Annotated in this window: 23 protein-coding genes and 1 other annotated feature; of the genes, 16 read left to right on the forward strand and 7 right to left on the reverse strand. The window is 43.0% G+C overall.

The window, feature by feature from the left end:
- Positions 1–67: 67 nt before the first annotated feature.
- Both AACW90_RS12505 and rnm read right to left on the reverse strand, forming a co-directional pair.
- Positions 68–688, reverse strand: a complete 621-nt coding sequence (locus tag AACW90_RS12505) for an L-threonylcarbamoyladenylate synthase (RefSeq protein WP_390234870.1) — start codon at positions 686–688, stop codon at positions 68–70.
- Positions 689–719: 31 nt separating this feature from the next.
- Entirely contained in the window at positions 720–1,562 is an 843-nt protein-coding gene (gene rnm / locus AACW90_RS12510; RefSeq protein WP_390234873.1) for an RNase RNM, read from the reverse strand.
- 123 nt (positions 1,563–1,685) lie between these two features.
- Positions 1,686–1,786: a sequence feature (Trp leader region), on the forward strand.
- 174 nt (positions 1,787–1,960) lie between these two features.
- Here rnm and AACW90_RS12515 point away from each other — a divergent pair.
- The 14 genes from AACW90_RS12515 to AACW90_RS12580 all read left to right on the forward strand — a co-directional run bounded on the left by AACW90_RS12515 (position 1,961) and on the right by AACW90_RS12580 (position 14,920).
- Positions 1,961–3,526, forward strand: a complete 1,566-nt coding sequence (locus tag AACW90_RS12515; RefSeq protein ID WP_390234875.1) for an anthranilate synthase component 1 — start codon at positions 1,961–1,963, stop codon at positions 3,524–3,526.
- A 5-nt stretch (positions 3,527–3,531) separates the two neighbouring features.
- Complete coding sequence (locus tag AACW90_RS12520) at positions 3,532–4,110, forward strand: aminodeoxychorismate/anthranilate synthase component II (RefSeq protein WP_390234878.1); 579 nt, start codon at positions 3,532–3,534, stop codon at positions 4,108–4,110.
- Positions 4,111–4,158: 48 nt separating this feature from the next.
- Positions 4,159–5,157, forward strand: coding sequence for an anthranilate phosphoribosyltransferase (gene trpD / locus AACW90_RS12525; RefSeq protein WP_390234881.1), 999 nt, complete (start codon positions 4,159–4,161; stop codon positions 5,155–5,157).
- A gap of 2 nt (positions 5,158–5,159) precedes the next feature.
- Positions 5,160–6,557: a bifunctional indole-3-glycerol-phosphate synthase TrpC/phosphoribosylanthranilate isomerase TrpF gene (gene trpCF / locus AACW90_RS12530; protein WP_390234883.1), complete on the forward strand. Its 1,398-nt coding sequence runs from the start codon at positions 5,160–5,162 to the stop codon at positions 6,555–6,557.
- Positions 6,558–6,574: 17 nt separating this feature from the next.
- Positions 6,575–7,765: a tryptophan synthase subunit beta gene (gene trpB / locus AACW90_RS12535; protein ID WP_390234886.1), complete on the forward strand. Its 1,191-nt coding sequence runs from the start codon at positions 6,575–6,577 to the stop codon at positions 7,763–7,765.
- Positions 7,765–8,571 carry a tryptophan synthase subunit alpha gene (trpA, locus tag AACW90_RS12540; RefSeq protein ID WP_390234888.1) on the forward strand — a complete coding sequence of 269 codons (807 nt, stop codon included), beginning with the start codon at positions 7,765–7,767 and terminating at the stop codon, positions 8,569–8,571. Before trpB ends, trpA begins: the two co-directional genes overlap by 1 nt.
- A 202-nt stretch (positions 8,572–8,773) precedes the next feature.
- Positions 8,774–9,310 (forward strand): septation protein A, encoded by a 537-nt coding sequence (locus AACW90_RS12545; protein ID WP_390234890.1) that lies wholly within the window; start codon positions 8,774–8,776, stop codon positions 9,308–9,310.
- 52 nt (positions 9,311–9,362) lie between these two features.
- Positions 9,363–9,770 carry an acyl-CoA thioester hydrolase YciA gene (gene yciA, locus AACW90_RS12550; protein ID WP_195702999.1) on the forward strand — a complete coding sequence of 136 codons (408 nt, stop codon included), beginning with the start codon at positions 9,363–9,365 and terminating at the stop codon, positions 9,768–9,770.
- A gap of 95 nt (positions 9,771–9,865) precedes the next feature.
- A complete protein-coding gene (locus AACW90_RS12555; protein WP_275136337.1) occupies positions 9,866–10,162 on the forward strand; it encodes a YciI family protein in 297 nt (98 codons plus the stop codon).
- A 2-nt stretch (positions 10,163–10,164) separates the two neighbouring features.
- Positions 10,165–10,578 carry a GspS/AspS pilotin family protein gene (locus AACW90_RS12560; protein ID WP_390234893.1) on the forward strand — a complete coding sequence of 138 codons (414 nt, stop codon included), beginning with the start codon at positions 10,165–10,167 and terminating at the stop codon, positions 10,576–10,578.
- 268 nt (positions 10,579–10,846) lie between these two features.
- The gene (locus tag AACW90_RS12565; protein ID WP_390234895.1) at positions 10,847–11,995 is read left to right on the forward strand and encodes an ABC transporter substrate-binding protein; all 1,149 of its coding nucleotides are present in this window, start codon (positions 10,847–10,849) and stop codon (positions 11,993–11,995) included.
- A 6-nt stretch (positions 11,996–12,001) separates the two neighbouring features.
- Positions 12,002–13,687: an ABC transporter permease gene (locus AACW90_RS12570; protein WP_390234897.1), complete on the forward strand. Its 1,686-nt coding sequence runs from the start codon at positions 12,002–12,004 to the stop codon at positions 13,685–13,687.
- Positions 13,653–14,291: an ATP-binding cassette domain-containing protein gene (locus AACW90_RS12575; RefSeq protein ID WP_390234900.1), complete on the forward strand. Its 639-nt coding sequence runs from the start codon at positions 13,653–13,655 to the stop codon at positions 14,289–14,291. The genes AACW90_RS12570 and AACW90_RS12575 overlap by 35 nt, the downstream gene beginning before the upstream one ends.
- Positions 14,292–14,293: 2 nt before the next feature.
- The gene (locus tag AACW90_RS12580; protein WP_390234902.1) at positions 14,294–14,920 is read left to right on the forward strand and encodes a CDP-alcohol phosphatidyltransferase family protein; all 627 of its coding nucleotides are present in this window, start codon (positions 14,294–14,296) and stop codon (positions 14,918–14,920) included.
- Positions 14,921–14,996: 76 nt separating this feature from the next.
- Here AACW90_RS12580 and pepT read toward each other — a convergent pair whose 3' ends face one another.
- From pepT to AACW90_RS12600, 4 genes are all read right to left on the reverse strand, one after another.
- On the reverse strand, positions 14,997–16,220 hold the full coding sequence (gene pepT, locus AACW90_RS12585) for a peptidase T (protein ID WP_390234904.1): 1,224 nt from the start codon (positions 16,218–16,220) through the stop codon (positions 14,997–14,999).
- A 57-nt stretch (positions 16,221–16,277) separates the two neighbouring features.
- Positions 16,278–17,210 carry a class I SAM-dependent methyltransferase gene (locus tag AACW90_RS12590; RefSeq protein WP_390234906.1) on the reverse strand — a complete coding sequence of 311 codons (933 nt, stop codon included), beginning with the start codon at positions 17,208–17,210 and terminating at the stop codon, positions 16,278–16,280.
- A gap of 3 nt (positions 17,211–17,213) precedes the next feature.
- Positions 17,214–17,894 carry a TIGR01621 family pseudouridine synthase gene (locus AACW90_RS12595; RefSeq protein ID WP_390234908.1) on the reverse strand — a complete coding sequence of 227 codons (681 nt, stop codon included), beginning with the start codon at positions 17,892–17,894 and terminating at the stop codon, positions 17,214–17,216.
- 116 nt (positions 17,895–18,010) lie between these two features.
- Positions 18,011–19,297, reverse strand: coding sequence for a sodium-dependent transporter (locus tag AACW90_RS12600; protein WP_390234979.1), 1,287 nt, complete (start codon positions 19,295–19,297; stop codon positions 18,011–18,013).
- A 490-nt stretch (positions 19,298–19,787) separates the two neighbouring features.
- Here AACW90_RS12600 and cls point away from each other — a divergent pair, with 490 nt between their 5' ends.
- Together cls and AACW90_RS12610 are read left to right on the forward strand one after the other, a co-directional pair.
- On the forward strand, positions 19,788–21,242 hold the full coding sequence (gene cls, locus AACW90_RS12605) for a cardiolipin synthase (protein WP_390234911.1): 1,455 nt from the start codon (positions 19,788–19,790) through the stop codon (positions 21,240–21,242).
- Positions 21,243–21,341: 99 nt separating this feature from the next.
- Positions 21,342–22,529 carry a cystathionine beta-lyase gene (locus AACW90_RS12610; RefSeq protein WP_390234914.1) on the forward strand — a complete coding sequence of 396 codons (1,188 nt, stop codon included), beginning with the start codon at positions 21,342–21,344 and terminating at the stop codon, positions 22,527–22,529.
- A 91-nt stretch (positions 22,530–22,620) separates the two neighbouring features.
- On the opposite strand, the gene AACW90_RS12615 is transcribed toward AACW90_RS12610, so the two are convergent.
- Complete coding sequence (locus AACW90_RS12615) at positions 22,621–23,274, reverse strand: PilZ domain-containing protein (protein WP_390234916.1); 654 nt, start codon at positions 23,272–23,274, stop codon at positions 22,621–22,623.
- Positions 23,275–23,350 lie beyond the last annotated feature (76 nt).

Raw genomic sequence — 23,350 nt, forward strand, 5'->3', positions numbered from 1 at the left:
TTAGAATTAGATAGCGATTTGACCGATTTCGATAAAGAAAAAGGAACCGAAGCTCCTTTATTTGATTCTATTCGAATGGAGATGGGTCACCTGCCCCCAATCTCAGCACCACAGGTTCATCATTACTAAAATCAATGACCGTTGTTGGCTGCTCTCCTAAATAACCACCATTCATTATCAGATCAACCGTGTGCTCCAGTTTGTCTCTGATATCTTCTGGATCTGATTCTGCGACGTCACTTCCTGGCAAAATCAAGGTAGTCGACATTAATGGTTCACCCAAAGCTTCTAATAAATCAAGCGCAATGCGGTTGTCAGGAACCCTTATACCAATGGTTTTACGTTTCGCATTCATCAGTCTGCGTGGCACTTCTTTGGTCCCTTTAAAAATAAAAGTATAGGCACCAGGTGTATTATTTTTTAGCAAACGGAATGCGGTGTTATCAACGCGCGCATACAATGACAATTCAGAAAGATCTCGGCAGAGAAGTGTAAAATTGTGTTTATCATCCAGTTTACGAATGCGACAAATAGTGTCTAATGCTTGTTTGTTTTCTAGCTGACACCCAAGTGCATAACCAGAATCGGTAGGGTAGACAACAACACCACCGGTTCGAATAATCTCAACCGCTTGGCTAATCAACCGAGCTTGCGGATTTTCTGGGTGTACATAAAAAAATTGACTCATAATAATTCCTCACTACCGACGTATCGGTATCTTAGGCTGGGTTTATACCCCAATCTTTCCATATTGGTTCTACACCAGAAGGTAACCAAAGATTACGTCCCAGCTCCGTCCAAGGGGATGGATAATGAAAATCGGACCCTTGAGACGCTAATAGGTTGTATTGTATAGCATAATCGGCAAGGTTTCGCCTTTCTTGTTGACCTTGTTGAGGCAACGCGATTTCCATTCCGTTTCCATCTGCTTCCACAAAAGCTGATATCAATCGTTTGGTCCACTTTGCGGTTAACTGATATCGTCCGGGATGCGCCAAAACAGCATCACCTCCAGCGGCATGAATAGCGGCAACCGCCTCTGCTATAGAACACCAGTTCGGCGGCACATAACCGGGCTTGTCTCGCGTTAAGTATTTTTTAAAAACCTGTTGCATGGTTTTCGCATACCCATTATCCACAAGCCACTTGGCAAAGTGAGATCGAGTAATGGGGGCGCCTGAAGCGATGTCTTTTACCTCAGCTAGCACCGTTTCTTTAGTGACCTTTGCAAGCCTTTGTGCCATCAGTTCAGAGCGTTCCACTCTCCTCTGCTTTTGCTCTTGAATAAGAGTCAGTAGTTCAAGGTTGCATTCATCTATATTTAATCCGACTACGTGGATATCTTTATTTTGCCAGACCGTTGAAATCTCAATGCCACGAATCAGTTTAATATTCAGTTTGTTCTTATCAACATATTCAAACGCAGGCGCTAAGCCATCTATCGTATCATGGTCAGTAATCGCTAAAACGCGTACATCAAATTCAATTGCCCTATCGACGATTTCCGTCGGAGTTAATCGCCCATCAGAAGCGGTTGTATGGCAGTGTAGATCAATTTTCATTTATTACTTGACTTTAGCCTCTAGTACTAGTTTACTAGTACAACTTTCAAACGGGAATAATACACTATGTTACAAGAATCTAACCAAAAGCCTAGCGATAAAAGAGCAGACATTGTGTCTGAGCTTCGTTGGTGGCGTATCGGTTTAGGAACTTGACGGGGTAACGAGACTGTTTGATATACAGAATTTAGTTTAAAACCCGTCTATATGACGGGTTTTTTTATTGCTTCCACTTACTCATTTTTGAATCTAATGTTAATGGTGATCTATTTTTCAAAGATAACTTGTTAACTGAACAAAATAGCAACAGTTTGATTTCATTAATTATTGGGTAGCGTAAGTGTTTATGAGAAACTGGATGCAACCGCTCCAAATTTAGCATTAACAGAGGATGTCTTATGAATAAGGCGATTCAAATTACACAAAAGGGCAAGTTAGATGTTATCTCTCTATCTGTTCCTTATTCCGAAGACCCAACTCGCCTTTTTCAAGTGTTGTGTGCAGACAAAACAAATAGTCTCCTTTTAGAATCAGCGGATATCGATTCAAAAGAAGATCTAAAGAGCATGTTGTTGATAGACGCGGCTGTGCGCGTGGTCTGTAATGGACATCATGTTGAGATGCAACCACTGTCTCAAAATGGCATCAACGCCTTAGCGCGAATTGCTTCACATGTCACCGGAAATGTTGCCATTAACAAGGAGGGTGAAAACCTACAACTAGACTTTCCTCAGGCTGACACAGATATAGATGAAGACAGCCGTTTAAAAGAGGCCTCTTCATTCGATGCTTTGCGTATTATCCAACACAGCTTTGATACCGAGAATAAGGACAACTTCGCTTTATTTATTGGCGGGCTTTTCTCGTACGATTTGGTTGCGAACTTCGAACCTCTAGGCCGTGCTGAACAAACGAACAACTGTCCAGATTATGTCTTTTACTTAGCCGAAACACTGATGGTTATTGACCACCAATCACAGACTTGTTTGGTTCAAGGATCTGTATTTGATGGTACAGAAGTATCCACGAACCAAATACAACAACGACTAACTGAAATCTGTGACCACAGTGAAGACCCCGCACCTCTGCGAGATACCGTTAAATTAAAGGCGTGCGAAGCGGTCCCGAGCGTATTAGACGAAGACTTTTGTCAAACGGTTCGCGATCTAAAACAATATGTTGTTAAAGGTGATGTTTTTCAGGTCGTTCCTTCGAGAAGATTCACATTACCCTGCCCTTCACCTTTGGGCTCATATAAAGGGCTCAAGAAAAGCAACCCTAGCCCTTACATGTTCTACATGCACGACGAGCTATTTACCCTTTTCGGCGCATCACCAGAAAGTGCATTAAAATATTCCTCTGAAACCAATCAAGTAGAAATATACCCCATCGCCGGGACTCGACGTCGCGGTAAAAATCCAGATGGTTCCATTAACTTAGATCTAGATGGCCGTGTTGAACTCGACCTGCGTAGTGATATGAAAGAGAACGCTGAACATATGATGTTGGTAGATTTAGCGAGAAATGATGTTGCTCGTATAAGTACTGCAGGCTCACGCCACGTGGCAGACCTTTTAAAGGTGGATAGATACAGCCATGTCATGCACTTGGTCTCTCGCGTTGTTGGTCAACTTCGCGATGACTTAGACGCGCTGCATGCTTATCAGGCCTGTATGAACATGGGAACGTTAACTGGCGCACCTAAAATTCGCGCAATGCAGCTTATCCGGGACGTTGAACAAGTGAGACGTGGCAGTTACGGAGGCGCCGTCGGTTATTTCACCGGGCAAGGCGATCTAGACACCTGTATTGTTATTCGAGCCGCCTACGTAGAAGATGGCATTGCACAAGTACAGGCAGGTGCTGGCGTGGTCTACGATTCAGACCCTCAAGCTGAAGCCGATGAGACTCGCGGTAAAGCACAAGCGGTCATTTCCGCTATCCAACTCGCACATACGGAGTAAGTGACATGGCAAATTTAGTTTTCATCGATAACTTTGACTCTTTCACTTACAACCTAGTGGATCAGTTTCGTTCTCTCGGACATCATGTAACGATATATCGCAACAATATAGCCGCAACAACCATAGAGAATGCCGTTGCTCAATTAGACAACCCTGTGATTATTCTGTCTCCCGGCCCCGGTGCGCCTTCAGACGCAGGGAGTATGCCCGAGTTACTTCAGTTAATGAAAGGCAAGGTGCCCATCATTGGAATTTGCCTAGGACATCAAGCAATCGTTGAAGCATACGGAGGCACCGTTGAAGGTGCTGGCGAGATTGTCCATGGAAAAGTATCGATGATGGAACACCAAAACCACAAGGTTTATCAAGGGTTACCATCACCACTTGCCGTCGCTCGATACCACTCTTTGGTTGCGACATCCGTACCAGAAGATCTTATGATTACCGCACAGGTAAATGGTTTGGTTATGTCGGTGGTTCACGAACAAGACAGATTATGTGGGTACCAATTTCATCCTGAATCAATTATGACGACTTACGGCGCCACTTTGTTAGCCAACTCAATCCAATGGGCATTAGATTAATAGAGCATCGCAACGGCAATAATATTGAAGAATTTTGAAGGAATTACCATGCAAACAATAATTAACAAACTATATGATCAAGTTTCCTTGACTCAAGACGAAAGCCACAGCCTGTTCGATTCAATCATCAAGGGTGAAATGGACCCAATGTTGCTCGCCGCAGTGCTGACCGCTTTAAAAATCAAAGGGGAAACACCAGACGAAATCGCTGGGGCGGCGTCTGCATTACTGGCAAATGCCAGCCCATTCCCTCGTCCAGAATACGACTTTGCTGATATCGTAGGTACCGGTGGTGATGGTTCAAATACCATTAATATCTCAACGACAGCGGCGTTTGTCGCCGCGGCTTGTGGGGTAAAGGTCGCAAAACACGGCAACCGCGGTGTCTCAAGTAAATCAGGTTCGTCAGATTTACTTGACTCGTTTGGCATAAATCTAGCGATGAGCGCAGAAGATACCGCTAAAGCAGTGGATGATTTAGGCGTTGCCTTCTTGTTTGCTCCTCAGTATCACGGTGGCGTCCGCCATGCGATGCCAGTTAGGCAAGCGATGAAAACACGCACTATATTTAATATCCTTGGTCCCCTCATTAACCCTGCCCGTCCACCCATTGAGTTAATGGGTGTTTACGATGCAGCGCTGGTTCGTCCAATCGCAGAAACTATCGCTAAGATGGGGTTGAAACGCGCTGCAGTTGTGCACGGTAGTGGCTTAGACGAAGTGGCCATTCATGGCGAAACCATGGTCGCAGAGATCATCGATGGAAAAATAACTGAATACACGTTGTCACCATCAGATTTCGGTGTAAATACACACCCACTCGAAGCCATCAAAGGTGGCGAACCCGAAGAGAATCGAACCATTATTACCGACATACTAACGGGCAAAGGCACTGAAGCACAGGTTTCTGCGGTTGCCGTAAATGTCGCATTGTTGCTCCGACTTTTTGGTCAAGAGGATTTAAAAGTAAACACACAAAAAGCAATCGAAGCAATGAACTCAGGAAAGGCTTACGAACTTGTTAAACAATTGGCAGAAAGAGGCTAAATATGTCTGAACATATCACTAAACAGAATCGTGAAATGGCAGAAGTACTCGCCAACATAGTTCGAGATAAACGAGTGTGGGTTAAAGAAAGAAAAGCATCTCAACCATTATCGACATTCAAGGATCAGCTTATCCCTTCTGATCGTGATTTTTATGCTGCGCTGTCAAAGGACAAGACGGCATTTATTCTTGAATGTAAGAAGGCTTCGCCATCAAAAGGGCTCATTAGAAACGACTTTGACCTCGACTATATTGCCTCAGTCTATGCTAACCATGCCAGTGCGATTTCAGTATTGACCGATGAGAAGTATTTTCAAGGGAGCTTTGATTTTCTACCTCAGGTCCGTTCACAGGCACCACAACCCATCTTGTGTAAAGATTTTATGATAGACACCTATCAGGTCTACCTCGCCCGTCATTACAATGCCGATGCCATATTGCTGATGCTTTCTGTTCTTAATGACGAAGAGTATGTAGAGCTTGCTGAAGTCGCCCATTCTCTTGGCCTTGGAATATTAACGGAGACCAGTAATGAGGAAGAGGTAAACCGTGCTATTGCCTTAAAAGCAAAAGTAGTTGGTATCAATAACCGAAATCTAAGGGATCTCTCTACCGACTTAAATCGAACTCGCGAACTCGCGCCGTTATTGCCAAAAGGAACAACGATTATTTCTGAGTCTGGTATCTATACCAACCAGCAAGTTAGAGCGCTGACACAATACGCTACTGGATTTTTAATCGGCAGTTCACTGATGGCTAAAGATAATCTTGAGCTTACCGTACGCAGCGTGTTGCTTGGAGATAACAAAGTGTGCGGATTAACCCATGCCAATGATGCTGCCGTCGTTTATCAAGCTGGAGCAGTATATGGCGGGCTTATCTTTGCCGAAAAATCGAAGCGCAAGGTTGACTTGGAGGCCGCACGGTTAGTCATGAGTGGTGCGCCGCTCAATTACGTCGGTGTCTTTCAAAACCAATCGCAAGACTTCGTTGTCGATATTGCGAATACACTCAAGCTAGCAGCCGTGCAGCTACATGGCGACGAAAACCAAGCCTACATATCGGCTATTAGAGAAAAATTATCCGATGACTGTGCTATATGGAAAGCGTATGGTGTCACTGACTCTATACCAGAACTAATAACATCAGACGTGTCACGTCACCTACTCGATAGCAAGGTGGGTACTCAGTCTGGTGGCACAGGACAGAGCTTTGACTGGTCGTTGATTAGCTCAACCAATGACATCATGCTAGCAGGTGGACTTTCACCGCAAAATGTTAAACAAGCGGCCGCGTTAGGTTGCCTTGGTTTAGACCTTAATTCTGGCGTTGAATCTGCACCCGGGAAAAAAGATCCAGAACTCGTTAAGCAAGCATTTACAGAAATTAAAAATTATTAAGATTGTGAGGAATTATCATGGCTAAATTAGACGCCTATTTTGGTGAGTATGGTGGGCAATACGTACCACAAATCTTGGTACCCGCTCTGGATCAGCTAGAAGACGAGTTTATCAAATCACAGAATGACCCCGAGTTTCAGGCGGAATTTATGACGTTACTTCAGGAGTATGCTGGCCGACCAACGGCACTTACTCTGACACGTAACTTGACGAAAGGAACCAAGTCTAAACTTTACCTAAAACGTGAAGACTTATTACACGGTGGCGCGCATAAAACCAACCAAGTTCTTGGTCAGGCATTGCTTGCCAAGCGTATGGGTAAAAAAGAGATAATCGCAGAAACGGGCGCGGGGCAACACGGCGTCGCGACAGCTCTGGCTTGTGCCCTGCTTAACCTAAAGTGTCGCGTTTATATGGGTGCAAAGGATATTGAACGTCAAAGTCCTAATGTGTTCAGAATGAAACTCATGGGGGCAACCGTCATTCCTGTCCATTCAGGTTCATCTACATTAAAAGACGCGTGTAATGAAGCGCTGCGTGACTGGTCTGCAACCTATGAAGATGCACACTACCTGTTAGGTACTGCTGCTGGACCTCATCCATTTCCAACTATTGTGCGCGAATTCCAACGCATTATCGGTGAAGAGACCAAGAACCAAATTTTAGCCCGTGAAGGGCGATTACCTGATGCACTGATCGCATGCGTTGGCGGTGGCTCAAACGCTATCGGTATGTTTGCAGATTTCATCGAAGAACCGAATGTAAGGTTGATTGGTGTAGAACCCGCAGGCAAAGGCATCGATACAAACCAACACGGTGCCCCTCTGAGGCATGGAAAAACCGGTATCTACTTCGGTATGAAATCGCCATTAATGCAAGATGAAAACGGCCAAATCGAAGAATCTTACTCCGTTTCAGCAGGCTTGGACTTCCCATCCGTAGGGCCACAGCACGCGCATCTCCACGCGACCGGTCGCGCTGAATATGATTCCGTTACGGACGACGAAGCTTTGGAAGCATTCCAAGAACTGGCAAGAAGCGAAGGTATTATCCCCGCACTTGAATCGGCACACGCCCTTGCTCACGCATTAAAAATGGTGAGAAACAACCCAGATGAAGAACAGTTATTGGTGGTCAATTTGTCCGGTCGAGGCGACAAAGATATCTTCACTGTTCACGATATATTAGAATCAAAAGGAGCCTTGTAATGGATCGCTATCAATTACTTTTCCAGCGCTTAGCCGATAAGAATGAAGGGGCTTTTGTCCCATTCGTCACCGTAGGCGACCCAAACCCTGAACTGTCTCTACAGATAATGGAAACCCTCGTAGATGCAGGCGCTGATGCGTTAGAACTAGGCATTCCCTTTTCGGATCCTTTAGCGGATGGGCCAACCATTCAGGGTGCGAATATGCGCGCACTGGAATCTGGAGTGACACCCAGTATCTGTTTTGAGTTGATTGGCAAGATACGCGCCAAACACCCTGAATTACCTATCGGGTTACTGATGTACGCTAACTTGGTTTTCGCTCGAGGTATAGACAGTTTTTACAAGCATTGTTCGGAAGCGGGTATAGACTCTGTTCTCATTGCAGACGTACCAACTAATGAAAGTGCCGAGTTTACCGAAGCGGCAAGAAAATACGGCGTGAAGCCTATCTTCATCGCGCCACCGACAGCAAGCGACGAGACACTTCAAGCTGTGGCAGAGCTTGGCGGCGGATATACCTATCTACTGTCTCGTTCTGGTGTAACAGGCGCTGAAACAAAAGCAAACATGCCCGTTTCTCATCTGATGGAACGTCTTAATCAATATGATGCCCCCCCTGCTCTACTTGGTTTTGGTATCTCTCAACCAGAGCAGGTTAAAGAGGCGGTTGCCGCCGGTGCCGCCGGTGCTATTTCTGGGTCTGCTGTTGTGAAAATCATTGAAACCAATGTAGACAATCCGGATAAAATGCTCGCTGAACTGGCTGCATTTATTACGCCGATGAAAGCGGCGACAATACAATAAGTTAGCCTTCATCTAAAAATTCAGATGAAAGGCGATGGTTGAACAGTAATACCTATCGAGCGTTAAGCTCGTTACAATGATTTAGTTCTGTAAAATGACCGCATTAGCGGTCATTTTTGTATCCAGATCTTACGTCGCTATTTAGCATTGGCAATAAATTGGGTAGACTATGAGTCATCTTTATGTGACATATTAGTATTAAATGAAACAACTTATTGATTTTATTCCATTAATTATATTTTTCGCGCTCTACAAAATGTACGACATCTATGTCGCTACCGGTGCATTGATAGTGGCTACGGCTATTCAAATCGTATTAACCTACTTTCTTTATAAAAAAGTAGAAAAAATGCAATTAATTACGTTTGCAATAGTGGCTGTGTTTGGTGGTATGACACTCTTTTTCCACGACGACAACTTCATCAAGTGGAAGGTAACCATTGTTTACTCTTTATTTTCTCTAGGATTGCTCGTCACGCACCTAATGGGAAAGCCAGTAATCAAAGGAATGCTCGGTAAAGAGATATCATTGCCTGACGCCGTTTGGGCAAAAATCAACTGGGCTTGGATGGTGTTTTTCGCACTTTGTGCACTGTTAAATATCTATGTGGCTTTCAGTTTACCCCTTGATGTTTGGGTGAATTTTAAAGTATTTGGTTTGCTTGCCGCCACATTTGGCTTTACCCTCTTAACGGGTATCTATATCTATAAGCACCTTCCGAAAGAAGAGTCGAAATAAATCATTATCCCCTCGTATCTCAAATGCGAGGGCGTTATATTGGAAGTCATAAATGAGCAACAAAACTGATGAAAACCCTCGAGGGCAGATGCTACTTCGAACCCTTGCGATGCCAGCAGATACTAACGCCAATGGTGATATATTTGGTGGTTGGATTATGTCCCAACTTGATCTGGCCGGCGCCATATTAGCAAAAGAAATTTCGTTTGGCCGTGTCGTTACTGTCTCTGTTTCTAGCATCACATTTAAAGCCCCCGTCGCGGTAGGCGATGTGGTCTGTTGCCACGGTGAGTGTACGAAAATAGGCCGTACATCAATGTCGATTAATCTGCAGGTTTGGGTAAAACCTGTCAATGTCGATGGTATAGGTGATCGATATCAGGTTTGTGAAGCGACCTTTAACTATGTTGCTATCGACAGCAACGGCCGCCCTAGACCAGTAAAGAAAATAGACAAATAGTAGATATTAATTCACATTCTTTCCGTTAAATTTCACACAGACCCAATTGATTTAGTACAGTGGTCCTTATTCATGTCAACAAGGAGACGTTTTATATGTGGTATGTTATTTTTTCTCAAGATGTTGAAAATTCATTAGAAAAACGCATGTCAGCAAGGGAGATGCATTTAGCTCGCTTACAGGCTCTTAGAGATGAGGGTCGTTTGTTAACTGCAGGACCAATGCCAGCCATTGACTCAGAGAATCCAGGAGAAGCGGGGTTTACTGGTTCAACCGTTATCGCTGACTTCCCGTCATTGCAAGACGCTCAACAATGGGCTGATACAGACCCATATATCGACGCAGGTGTCTATGAAAAAGTCATCGTCAAACCATTCAAAAAAGTACTTTAGTTATGAAAGATAATTTTTCTAAATTAGTGATAAGTGGCTTATTTATAATGACCCTAGCGGCCTGTAGTGCTACTGCGGATAAAGAACGTCAAGTAGAAGCCATTGCCGCCCATAGAGCCTCTATTCTTTCTAACAATCTGCCAATTGAACATGGACCATTGACGGTTATGCAAGCGAAAGCCAAAGGCAGCGTCGTTGAGTTAATGATGATTTATAACAGTGAAGGCTCGGTCCCACCACAGCAGCTTATAGAAAAGAGTGTTAGCTACTACTGCTCAAATAGTGAAGTAAAAGCGAACTTAGTACATGGCGTCATTTATAATATCAAAATCCGCAGCGAACGAGGTCAACTTCTTGTCGAGCAGATAATTTCAATCGATACCTGTACTGCCTTATCTGAAGAAACAAAAGAGTAATAGTAACAAACTCATCGTATCTATCCCTCTCTAGCTCCTCTTTATAAAGGAAATCTGAGAGGGTAGCCTTGCCTAAACCTATTGCAACACCGTCAGTTAACCCCATGTTTAACCACTTATTTCTTTAGCGAATTCATTCTTTTTACTTCATAATGAATGAAAAGTAATAAACCTCCGGTCTACTCAGCTATATTGTTAATGTAACGCGTCTATTTTAATAAAATAAGTAAAATGGCCGTATAGACCGACGCTCAAAGAAAGGAATCCAATGAAGACTACTGCTCTCTTTATTACCACTGCTTTAATAAGCTCAACCGCTTATTCTGCTTCATCATCATGGCAAGACATCGAAACAAAAGCCAAAGGTCAAGATGTCTACTTTCATGCTTGGGGTGGCAGTCAGGAAATAAATGCCTACCTCAAATGGACAGGAAAAGAACTTAAAAGCCGTTACGGTATTAATTTCAATCACGTAAAAGTGACCGATATATCCAAGACTACCTCTCTTTTGTTAGCCGAAAAAACCGCCGATAAGAATAGCGGTGGCAGTGTTGATATGGTTTGGATAAATGGTGAAAACTTTAAGTCCATGAAGAACAGTGATCTTTTATATGGACCTTTTACTCAATCACTGCCGAGTTGGGAGTTCGTTGATAAATCCCTACCTATTGATTTTGACTTTTCCGAACCAACCAATGGCCTAGAAGCACCTTGGGGTGTCGGGCAGCTCGTCTTTATTCACGACAGCACCACGTTGAACAATCCACCCACCTCGTTTGCCGAACTGCTTAGCTACAGCAAAGCTTTTCCTAATCGAGTTAGCTATCCGAAACCACCTTCGTTTCATGGAACCAGCTTCCTAAAGGCACTTCTTATCGAGCTAACAAATGGGGATAAATCACTTTCTCAACCAGTAAACGAAGCTGACTTTGCCATCGTTACCCAACCACTATGGCAATACCTTGATGAGTTTCATAAAACGGCCTGGCGGGAAGGTAAACAGTTTCCTGCAGGCTCATCTGAAACCATGCAACTACTGGATGATCGACAATTAGATCTCGCGATAACGTTTAACCCAAATGCCGTTTTTTCTGCACAAGCGAATGGTACACTTGCCGAAACGACCAAAACGTACGCACTGGATGCTGGTGCGTTATCTAATATCCACTTTCTCGCTATTCCATGGAATGCTACCGCGAAGGAAGGTGCTCTGATTGCAATTAACTTTTTGCTTAGCCCAGAAGCTCAGTCACGTAAAGGTGATTTGAAAGTCTGGGGGGATCCTTCTGTGTTGTCCAATCAATACCTTACAGGCTCCGCAAAAAATACCAAGCTCTTTAAATCAATTGATGAACCACACCCAAGTTGGCAAACGGCGCTTGAAGCCGAGTGGTTAAAACGTTACGGAAACCAGTAACTGATTATGTTACGCCTATTCTATAGCTTTGTGATTCTTATCTGTATTGCTCCCATCATACCTGGTGTGTTGGGAGTCGTTCTGTCTGCACTTAGCTATATTCCTTCGCTCGGGCTCTCTGAAGTCACTTTGAAAGGGTTTGCAGACGTATTCGCATGGAGTGGCGTGACACGGTCCCTATACCTCACGGTATTCACCTCTTTAACCAGTAGTTATCTAGCTTGCTTTATAACCTTTGCCGTATTGCAAACAACTTGGAATACGCGCGCTTGGAAGTGGGTAACGAGTAGCTTGGCCCCTCTGCTTGCGGTTCCTCATATTGCTTTTGCTATTGGTTTTGCGTTCTTATTCTCACCGACAGGGATAGCCGCTCGAATTCTGTCACCTATACTGGGCAATAGCGATTTTTCATACCTCGTTAATGACCAAAATGGTATAGGGTTAGCTCTCGCTTTAGCGCTAAAAGAACTGCCTTTCTTATTGTTAATGAGTATCCCAATTACTCAGCAGTTAAAGCTGGAAGAATCCTATAAGGTTGCCACCAGTTTAGGTTACTCTCAAGCCCAGTTCTGGTGGAAGTGTGTATTACCTCAGTGGTTAACTAAAATTCGATTCTCTCTTTTGGCTATTATCGCCTACAGTGCCTCGGTGGTAGATATGAGTTTAATTTTGGGTCCAACGAATCCCCCTACATTCGCGGTGTTGGTTTGGCAGTGGTTCTCAGAGCCCGATTTAACGCTTTTCCCTAGAGCCGCTGCAGGTGCGGTCATTTTGTTTATTGTTTGCACCGTTTTAATTCTTTTGACAAAGTGGTTAGAGCATCTAATCGTGCGGAAACGACGAACATGGCAGATTTCCGGTAGGGCTGGTTTTCAATTGCGCGGTATGACATTATTTTTAGTAGTTGCGTTGATTAATATACTGATACTGCCGATCACGCTTCTATGGTCTGTTGCCCAACGATGGCGTTTCCCCGATCTTCTTCCGTCTCAATTTAGTCACCGTTTTTGGCAACAAGAATGGGATGCTGTGATTGCAACAATAAATACCAGTCTTTTTATTGCGTTGGTATCGGCTTCTTTAGCGTTGATATTTGCATTAATCGCGCACGAATATAAAAAGAGGTACCGTTTACGCATTCCCAATCTGATTATTGCAACACCTATGCTCGTACCTCAGTTATCGCTACTATTTGGGCTTCAAGTCTCTACCCTTTATATCAACGTGAGTATGCCACTGTTTTGGGTGGTCTGGTCGCACATATTTTTCGCTTTTCCATACGTTTATCTCGCATTAGATGGCCCGTGGCGCAGCTATAATGACGGCTATAGTCAAACAGCACTGAGCCTAGGGAAGACGCCTTGGCAGGTTTGGTTTAAGGTTAAAATGCCCATATTATTTCCTGCAATAAGTTTTGCGTGGGCTGTTGGTGCTGGTGTCAGTTTAGCCCAATATTTGCCTACATTGATGCTTGGTTCTGGACGAGTAATCACGATAACAACGGAAGCCGTTGCTCTGTCAAGCGGATCGGATAGACGAGTCATGGCGATCTATGCGTTGTGGCAAGCAATATTGCCACTACTATTTTTCACTTTTGCATTCGTACTCAATCGCCTTCAAAGAAAAGGGCTAACACCAATTAGGAAACATATATTTAATGAGCCTTTGTCTAAAAAACCTCACCATCTCTAACAGAAATAAGGTGGCTCTATTTACCCCCTTAAACATAGAAGTAAAACCCGGTGAAGTGTTAACGCTTATGGGGCCTAGTGGATGTGGTAAGTCGACGCTACTGAATATGATAGCTGGTCACCTAACCGACGAGTTTTCTTTCGATGGCAACTTCACACTAAATAGCATTTGTATCAGCGACCTCCCTGCTCATCAAAGAGAGGTTGGTATTCTCTTTCAAGACGACCTACTATTCCCTCATCTTTCCGTTTGGGAAAACCTTGCTTTTGCTTTGCCAAACTCAGTTAAGTCAGAACATAGACGTCAACAAGCTTATGCCGCGCTTGAAAATGTTGGATTGTTTTCACTGGCAAACTCAATGCCACAACAGATATCCGGCGGCCAGAGAGCAAGGATAAGTCTCGTTCGTATGCTCCTTGCAAAGCCTAAGCTCGTGTTGCTAGATGAACCATTTAGTAAATTGGATAAAGAACTTAGAGAGCAGTTTCGAGACTGGGTGTTTGAACAACTTGCTCATGCGAAGGTACCGGCGCTACTCGTTACCCATGACGAATCAGATGTACCATCAAATAGTCAGTGTTTACGCTGGCCCTGGAGTCAATAAGCATGCTAGATAGGTTTAGTATCAAAATTCTAAAAATGCCGTTGGAGCTAACCGCCAAAGGGTTACACAAGTTTAACGTTACTGCAGACCAAACTACTCTATTTGGATTTATGTTAGGCTGTTTGGCCTTGCCTAGTCTTATATTTCAGCAATACGATCTTGCGTTAGTTTTCGTGATTTTGAATCGTCTTTGTGATGGGTTAGATGGTGCACTTGCTCGAATCCAAGGCATTAGCGATTCCGGTGGTTTCTTAGACATCAGCTTGGATTTCCTATTTTACTCGCTTATCCCCTTTGGGTTTGTATTAGCTAACGCGGAACAAAACGCAATCGCAGGGGCATTTCTTATCTTCTCATTTATTGGGACAGGGTCGAGTTTTCTCGCATTCGCAGTAATGGCAGGAAAAAGGGATATAGAAAATCCAGTTTACAAAAATAAATCTCTTTATTACATGGCGGGATTAACAGAAGGCACCGAAACCATTGCATGCTTTGTGATTTTTTGTCTATTCCCAGATTACTTTGCTCAAATAGCGTATGTATTTGGCACACTCTGTTGGATTACCACCACAAACCGAATTTGGGCCGGATATACCACACTAAAAAAACACGAAGATCTTGAGACCTGAGTTTTGAGTCAACCCTTTGTTTCCACCTTGTAGGTATCCACTTTCGTGAGTACCTACAAGTTACAAGGTGTTAGAACTATTTTTTTGCAGTATTTTCTGCAATTTTAACAATAACTTCGACTGCTTTTTTCATGCCTTGCACGGTAACGAATTCATGAATTCCGTGGAAGTTATACCCACCTGTGAAGACATTTGGACAAGGCAGGCCCATAAAAGAGAGACGAGCACCATCGGTACCACCCCTGATAGGGCATATATGAGGGGCAACATCACACTCTATCATCGACTGCTTGGCAATATTAATAATATGAGGATGAGGCTCTACCATCTCCTTCATATTGAAGTAACTATCCACTAGCTCTAGGGATACCCGACCTTTCGGCAAGGCGTTATTCATCTGTTCTACTTTAGATTTTATGTACGCTTTACGTGACTCTAAACCAGCTCGATCAAAATCTCTTACGATATATTTTAACTCGGTACGTGCGATGCTAGATTTGATCGAACCCAAATGATAGAAACCTTCATATCCATCTGTGCATTCCGGAGTCTCATCCGCCGGCATACTCATTTGGAACTGAGCCGCGATGTTCATAGAGTTAACCAGTTTGTCTTTTGCTGTACCTGGGTGAACGCTCACACCGTGACAAATAACCTTCGCAGAGCTGGCGTTAAAGTTTTCATACTCAAGTTCGCCAATGTAACCGCCGTCAATGGTATAAGCCCATTTAGCACCAAATTTTTCCACATCGAAAAGATTAGCACCACGGCCTATCTCTTCATCTGGGGTAAAACCAATTTTAATATCACCATGTTTGATTTCAGGATGGTTTATCAATACTTCCATCGCGGTAAGAATTTCAGCTATGCCAGCTTTATTATCAGCGCCTAATAATGTCGTTCCATCAGTAGTAACAAAGTCATGACCAATAAGTTTTTCCATGTCTGGATATTGTGTCGGCGAAAGCTTTTCACCGCTGGTTCCAAGTTTTATATCACCACCTTGATAATTTTTAATTAGTTGTGGTTTTACATCTTTACCAGATTCATCAGGCGCCGTATCCATGTGTGCGATAAACCCAATAGGCGCCACATCATGGCTAACATTCGAAGGCAATGACGCCATTAAGTAACCGTTGTTATCTAAGGTGACACTCTCTAAACCTATCTGCTCCATCTCTAGCTTGATCTGTTCCGCTAGCACCAATTGCCCTGGGGTACTTGGACAAGCACTGTTATCGCCATTAGACTGGGTATCAAATGCAACATAATGTAAGAATCTATCTAGTACTTTATTCATTTTAACTCTCTATTTTTTAAAATTTCCAACGTAATAAACCCAATATCATTCTGTTTTCTATTTGAATAGCAGTGCTTTTAAACTAGATAGTTCATCCACATCAGAAAATTCAGGTGGGTTTTCTAAGCGTTCTATAAACTCAAACTGAGACGCCTCTTCACTCATGCTCTCTATCAAAAATTCCGGCGTTACAGACGGTGAGTTCACACAGGCCAAGACTTCACCGTTATCAGCAAGCAACTCCGGTAGTCTTCTCAATATTTTTTTATAGTCTTTGGTAAGAGCAAAGCTTCCTTTTTGAAACGAAGGTGGGTCAATGACAATCAGGTCATAAGGGCCATTTTTGCGGATCTTACCCCAAGATTTGAATATATCATGAGCCAAGAAACTCACCTTGCTCAAATCATGGTTATTGAGTCTATGGTTATCTCGCCCTTTACTCAAAGACGCTTTGGCCATATCAACATTCACCACTTTTTCAGCACCGCCTTCAATCGCTGCGACAGAAAAACCACAGGTGTACGCAAAAAGGTTAAGGATGCGTTTTTTTTCCGCATTTTTTTTAACCCAATTGCGACCATATCGCATATCTAGAAACAAGCCAGAGTTTTGATTTCTACCAAGATCGAGTTTGAATCTAAGACCACTTTCTACCACAACGGGTTGAACCTCTAACTGACCTAAAATCACTTCAGCAGGAGCACCATTTTGGTATCGATGTTGCAGTAAAATTGCCGTTCCTTTCTTTTCTTTCCAAAGATTTTGTTGAGAGAAACGTAATAAACCTGTTCGCAAGCTATGCAAAAACTCTTGGTCAACGTCTTTAAACAAACTGACGATCAGCTGACCCTGCAACCAATCACAAGTGAGTTGTTCTAATCCTTGCCATTTCCTTCCCCGCCCATGAAACAAGCGGCGAACTTCATTCGGTACCGTAGTGATTTCGTCTGAGACGTGCGCAAAAAATTGATCTAAATTTTCTTTATTCATAATCTATTTAATCGTTGGCCATGGTAGATCCCAAGGCGTGCCCCATTGTTCCAATGCCGTCAGCATTTCCGTAGATAGCCATTTCTCACCCATAGAAGGTAGTGCAATTAGGCTCACCATCTCATTTTGAAACTTAAACCGCATCGCAAATGCGTGCAGATAACCTCTGTCACTGATGCAAGACGGATTATATATCCGATCACCAACAATAGAAGAACCGACTGATTTAAGGGCAACCCGTATCTGATGCGTTTTACCAGTATAAGGCTTACACAGAAAAATACGCTCACCCGCTTCACCAGCCAATGAAAAAAATTGAGTTACTGCTGGATTATTTTTGCTATTGATGAGCTTCCAACTTGAACGACGTGAACGTTCCATATCACCGCTAATCAAACCTTGCTTTTTCTTTGGTTTTTTACTGCCTATCGCAACGTAATATTTTTCAATGCTTCGCTGCGCGAATAGAGCTGACAGCTCCCGAGCCGCCTGCTTATTTCTGGCCAACAACAAGATACCTGAGGTCATTTTGTCCAACCGATGAACGAGGTATAACTGGTTGTCTTTGGTTACCTTTGCGACTTCTTGTAGCAGCATAGTGTCACCGTCATCTTTATGAACGCTAACATTGTGGAATTTGTTAATTACAATAAAATCATCTTGTAGCTGAAGAATATCAAACATAATCGTTGCTCCATACTTTGGCGCAGATTAACTGCTTTGATAGAAAAATGCGAGTAGCGAGATCAAAAAGGCTCTGCAATTGCAGAGCCTTTGAACAAATTAGATGATTTTCGGTTTTATGCGAAGAAGACCAAAAGCATGAAGACGGGACAAACGACACGAACATACCAAGGCCAAATTTTCCAAAACAGTCCCTGTTCTACCTCAGGAAAACCTTGTTTGATCTCTTGTAATACTTTATCACGCTTCCAAACCCAACCAACTAATAACGCCCAGCAAAGGCCCAATATTGGCTGGCCATACACGGTCGATATTTCGATAACCGCTCCGAACATTGCACCGAAATTGAACACAATAACTGCCGAAAATGCCGTGATCAAACCACCAATCCAAAGTACGGCTGTAGAGCGTTTCTGCTTTAGTTCTTCAATTGCACAGGCAACCGGGACCTCAAGTAAAGAGATGGATGACGTAAGCGCCGCGATAATCATCAACAAGAAAAACACCAAGCTAACCAATAGACCAACAGAACCCATTGAATCAAATAATGCGGGTAGCACTGTAAATACAAGCGTATCCGAACTTAATAACGCACCCGTTTCAGAGAATATCTGTACACCGTGATCTTTTGCTACAAACATAGCTGGCAGAATAAGAAGACCAGCACCAACAGCAACGCCAGTATCAATCGCCGCAACTTGCGCTGCGGTTTTAGGGATGTTCACATCTTTTTGAAGATATGAACCATAAACCATTATGGAACCCACTCCCAATGATAGAGAAAAGAATGCCTGACCCATTGCGCTGACGAGAAGTTTGGGTGTGAAATGTGAGAAATCTGGAATCAGGTACATTTTGAGACCTTCAGACGCACCGTCCTGAGTCAAAATATAAATAATTAGAACCGTAAATAGAGTAAACAACATAGGCATTAAGCGAGTAGACCAACGTTCGATACCGTCTGCTACACCACTTCTTACTACATACATAGTTAATGCCATAAAGGCAACCATCAGTAATAGATTGCGTGCTGAGCCAAAGCCATTTATCCAATCTGACGCGGCTGTCAATCCAACCAAATCAAACACGCTACCAGCAAAACCACCGACCAACCAACCTGCAACGATCGAGTAAAAAGCAAGAATTAATGACGCACACGTCATCGCAGCCAAGCCTAGAAGTGCAGCACCAATTTTGCCATTTGGCCAAATCGCTTTGATTGCGCCAACAGGGTTAGATTGGCCGTACCGGCCAATGGTTAACTCTGCGACTAACATGGGGAATGCAAGTACGCAAACCATCAAAAGATAGACAATTAAAAAAACAGCGCCACCATTGCTTGCTGCCTGTGTTGGGAATCCCCAAATATTTCCTAAACCGACAGCAGAACCCGCTGCGGCCATAATGAAGCCAAATTTAGACGAAAATTGGGCTCTAGAATTCGTTGCCATTGTATTTACCAAATATGTAATTATGTACTGTAAAAATACAGAGAAATTGTGTAAACAAATCTGAACAGTCAGACCTATAGACTATCAATGCATCAAGCGTGGCAAGTAAAACAGTTTGCGAGTAGAATTGGAAGACCTTGTGGTGTAAATTGTGGATTAAGGTGCCATTTACACGAATAAATGTTGCTATTTTGTACAATTACTCGTTAACTTCCTATTAAGTAAACAAACCGCCCGATTATCTACTGTTCTCTATTTCCTGTTATTCCATTGCCCGCATACTCAACTAAACTCCTATTAGTTTGTACGATTCTGTTTGTTAGAAGAATGGCTACACATTAAAAAACAAGCTTGTGACACTGATTAACAATTAAGCTCGACAATATTTTCTAAAAGGCTTTATTATCATTTTGTTAACTATTCTTCTTTTCAACGAGGTTAGATGGAAAAGTTTTATCACATAATGACACTCGTAAGTATTGGCTTTTACTGGGTTCTTGTCGCCGGTGTAACGCTGCGCGTCGTACTCAAAAGACGAGCGGTGAGCGTTTCTTTAGCTTGGTTGATGATTATCTATATCATCCCTGTATTTGGCATAATCTGTTATTTTCTTTTTGGCGAACTAAACCTAGGAAAAAAGCGGGCGGAAAGAGCCAAACAGATGTTTACACCTTATGGGGAATGGTTCAATCAGTTACACGACTGCCAAGCTCATTTACCTGAACTGATGAGCCCACAGATCACGAAGATAGATGACTTATGCAACCACCGCATGAGTATTCCAGCACTCTGCGGCAATACCTTGTCACTCCAACGTTTTCCGAATGAGATACTCCGTTCCATCATTAAAGACATCGATAACTCTAACCACCACATCCGCGTCGTTTTTTACATTTGGCACAACGGCGGTTTAGTCGATGCGGTAAGCAATGCCTTAATTCGAGCGGCAAAAAGGGGAGTAGAAATACAAATCTTACTTGACTCTGCTGGCAGTTATCGCTTCTTCAAGAGTCATTGGATACAGATGATGGAGCTAGAAGGTATCCGGGTGATCCAAGCACTTGGTGTTAGCCCTTGGCGTCTCTTTTTAAGACGTCTTGATCTACGACAACACCGAAAGATTATCGTGATCGACGATAATGTCGCCTATACCGGTTCTATGAATATGGTCGATCCTGCTTTTTTCAAACAGAATGCAGGCATTGGTCAATGGGTAGATGTGATGGTTCGTATTACTGGACCGACGGTTAATATTCTGTCTGCTATTCACGCATGGGATTGGGAGGTTGAAACCGGTGATAGACAACTGCCTACCTTGCCAGAATGTATTATTGCAAGCGAAGACAAAGCTCTACCAATTCAAGTGGTACCATCCGGACCTGGGATGCCAGAAAACCTGATTCAACAAGTACTGACCCTAGCGATAAACCAGGCAACAAAATCCGTCAGCATGACAACACCCTATTTTGTTCCTAGTGATGAATTATTAGAAGAGTTTCGCATGACCGCCCAACGAGGCGTTACCGTGGAACTCATCATCCCTAAGAAGAACGATTCTCTTATGGTTCAGTGGGCGTCTCGCGCCTACTACGACGAACTGCTGGATGCTGGCGTAAGGATATATGAATTTGATGGAGGACTGCTGCACACGAAATCGGTCGTTGTTGATGGCCTTTACTGTTTGGTCGGTACGGTCAATATTGATATGCGCAGTTTATGGCTTAATTTTGAGCTCACGCTCGCGGTAGATAATCGAGATTTCACGTTGGAGATGGTTGAGCTATTGGAGTCTTATAAAGCATTGTCAACCAGAGTTGATAAAGCACAATGGAATAGCAGAAGTATGCGATACCGATTCCTCGAACGTGTTTTTTATCTGTTTAGCCCACTGTTATAACCATTTCACACCGATCTCTAACGAATTTCAGTTGCTTAATATCTCCTATCATGTTTTAAATTAACCAAATCAGATTGAAACATTATGCAGGGAAATGGGATGTCCGAACATAAACAAACCAAACTGGTCACTGCTGGCCGAGATAAAAAATGGACAAATGGTGTAGTAAACCCACCGGTCCAACGCGCTTCAACCGTTGTTTTTGAAACCGTTGCACAAAAAAACCAAGCAACGAAAGATAGGGCAAATAAAACCTTATTTTATGGTCGTCGTGGTACCAATACACACTTTGCATTTCAAGATGCAATGAATCAAATTGAGGGTGGCGTGGGTTGTGCACTTTATCCTTGTGGTACCGCGGCAATTTCCAACGCTATTCTCTGCTTCGTAGAAACAGGTGACCATATTCTGATGGTTGATACCTGTTATGAACCTACCCGAAATTTTTGCGATGTAATACTAAAAAAAATGGGTGTTGAAACGACCTATTATGATCCTATGATAGGCGATGGCATCCGTGAACTCATTGGAGCCAATACCAAAATATTGTTCCTTGAGTCTCCAGGTTCAGTCACGATGGAAGTGCAAGATGTCCCAACCTTGACAAAAATAGCTAAAGAAGCAGACATAATCACCATCCTTGATAATACCTGGGGTGCGGGTGTTAACTTCTCCCCCTTTGATTTCGGGGTCGATATTTCGGTACAAGCAGCAACGAAATATATCGTAGGTCATTCAGACGTTATGATTGGTACTGCGGTGTCGAATCAAAAATGTTGGGACCAATTGCGTGAACAAAGTTATCTCATGGGTCAATGTATCTCACCCGACGATGCATACCTCGCGCTTCGAGGGTTAAGAACACTTGACGTGAGATTACGTCAACACGAAGAAAACAGCATTAAGGTAGCAAATTGGTTAGCTAAGCATCCGCTCGTCGATCATGTTCGTCATCCTGCATTAGAAACTTGCCCGGGACATGCGTTTTATAAGCGAGATTTTACGGGTTGTAATGGCCTGTTCTCTTTTATCCTTAAAACAGCAGATTCCAAAGCGACAACCGAGTTACTCGATGGTATGAAACATTTTAGTATGGGGTATTCGTGGGGTGGATTTGAAAGCTTGATTCTTGCTAATGAGCCAAGCTCATTTAATAGTTTACGAACGGTCGCCAATCCTCATTTCAAAGGAACGCTAGTACGTTTGCATATTGGGTTAGAAAACGTCGATGAGTTGATCGATGACCTTGATAAAGGCTTAGAAAGATACCAACAAGCGCTCTCTTGATTAGCCGATGACGCATTGTCTGAGTTTGTTATCTCTATAGAAGTCGAGTCAATAATACTCGACTTCTATTTAGCTTGCAGCACCACTTAGATCATACCACCAACTGCAATATCTCTAGCCTCAACTCATCACTCCAATCTAGGTCTTCTACTAACTCAACTCCAACTATCGTACTGTCAGATTGTACGCGTGAATTAACGACATAAGCTTTGGGATAATGTTTAGGAATATTCTTAAGATCAGGGGTTACAATGACTTCTTCACCCGGCTTGACAATAATTCTTTGTTTTATAAGTAACCCGCAACCGGCCACTGAAATATCTAAGAGCTGGGCTTTGTACTCTTGACCACAGATCTGAACCATTGCACCAATATTCACTTTATAGCGTTTTGTCGCTCGGATTGGTTTGGTTTCAAACTTATTTGGATACGACAGAAATATCAACCATGAAGAGCCCATCATCTTGACGCCTAAAATACGCGATCGAAAGGCGATAACGTGACCTTCATCTGTATTGGTTACGCCCCTAAGTACAATCTCCGAACCGTTTATATTCCTAGTGACAAGATCTTCTGTTGCTTTAGTACTAAGTTCAAAAATAAGGTAATTATGCTCTTTCAGACCAATAAAAGTACCCGTAAAGGTATACTGATTAGTCGGCCCAAAGTTAATTACTGAAGAAAGTTTCATGCCAAACTGGAGGAATTTTTTAAGGTCGGTGACTTTGGTTGGTTCACTACTCATAATATTAATAGACTTCTAAACATAAATAGATATGAAACTCATTGTTATTCATTTATTTTACAGGATAATCAATTTT

Origin of the sequence: Vibrio frigidus (genome assembly GCF_042465995.1) — a bacterium.
GTDB lineage: Bacteria > Pseudomonadota > Gammaproteobacteria > Enterobacterales > Vibrionaceae > Vibrio.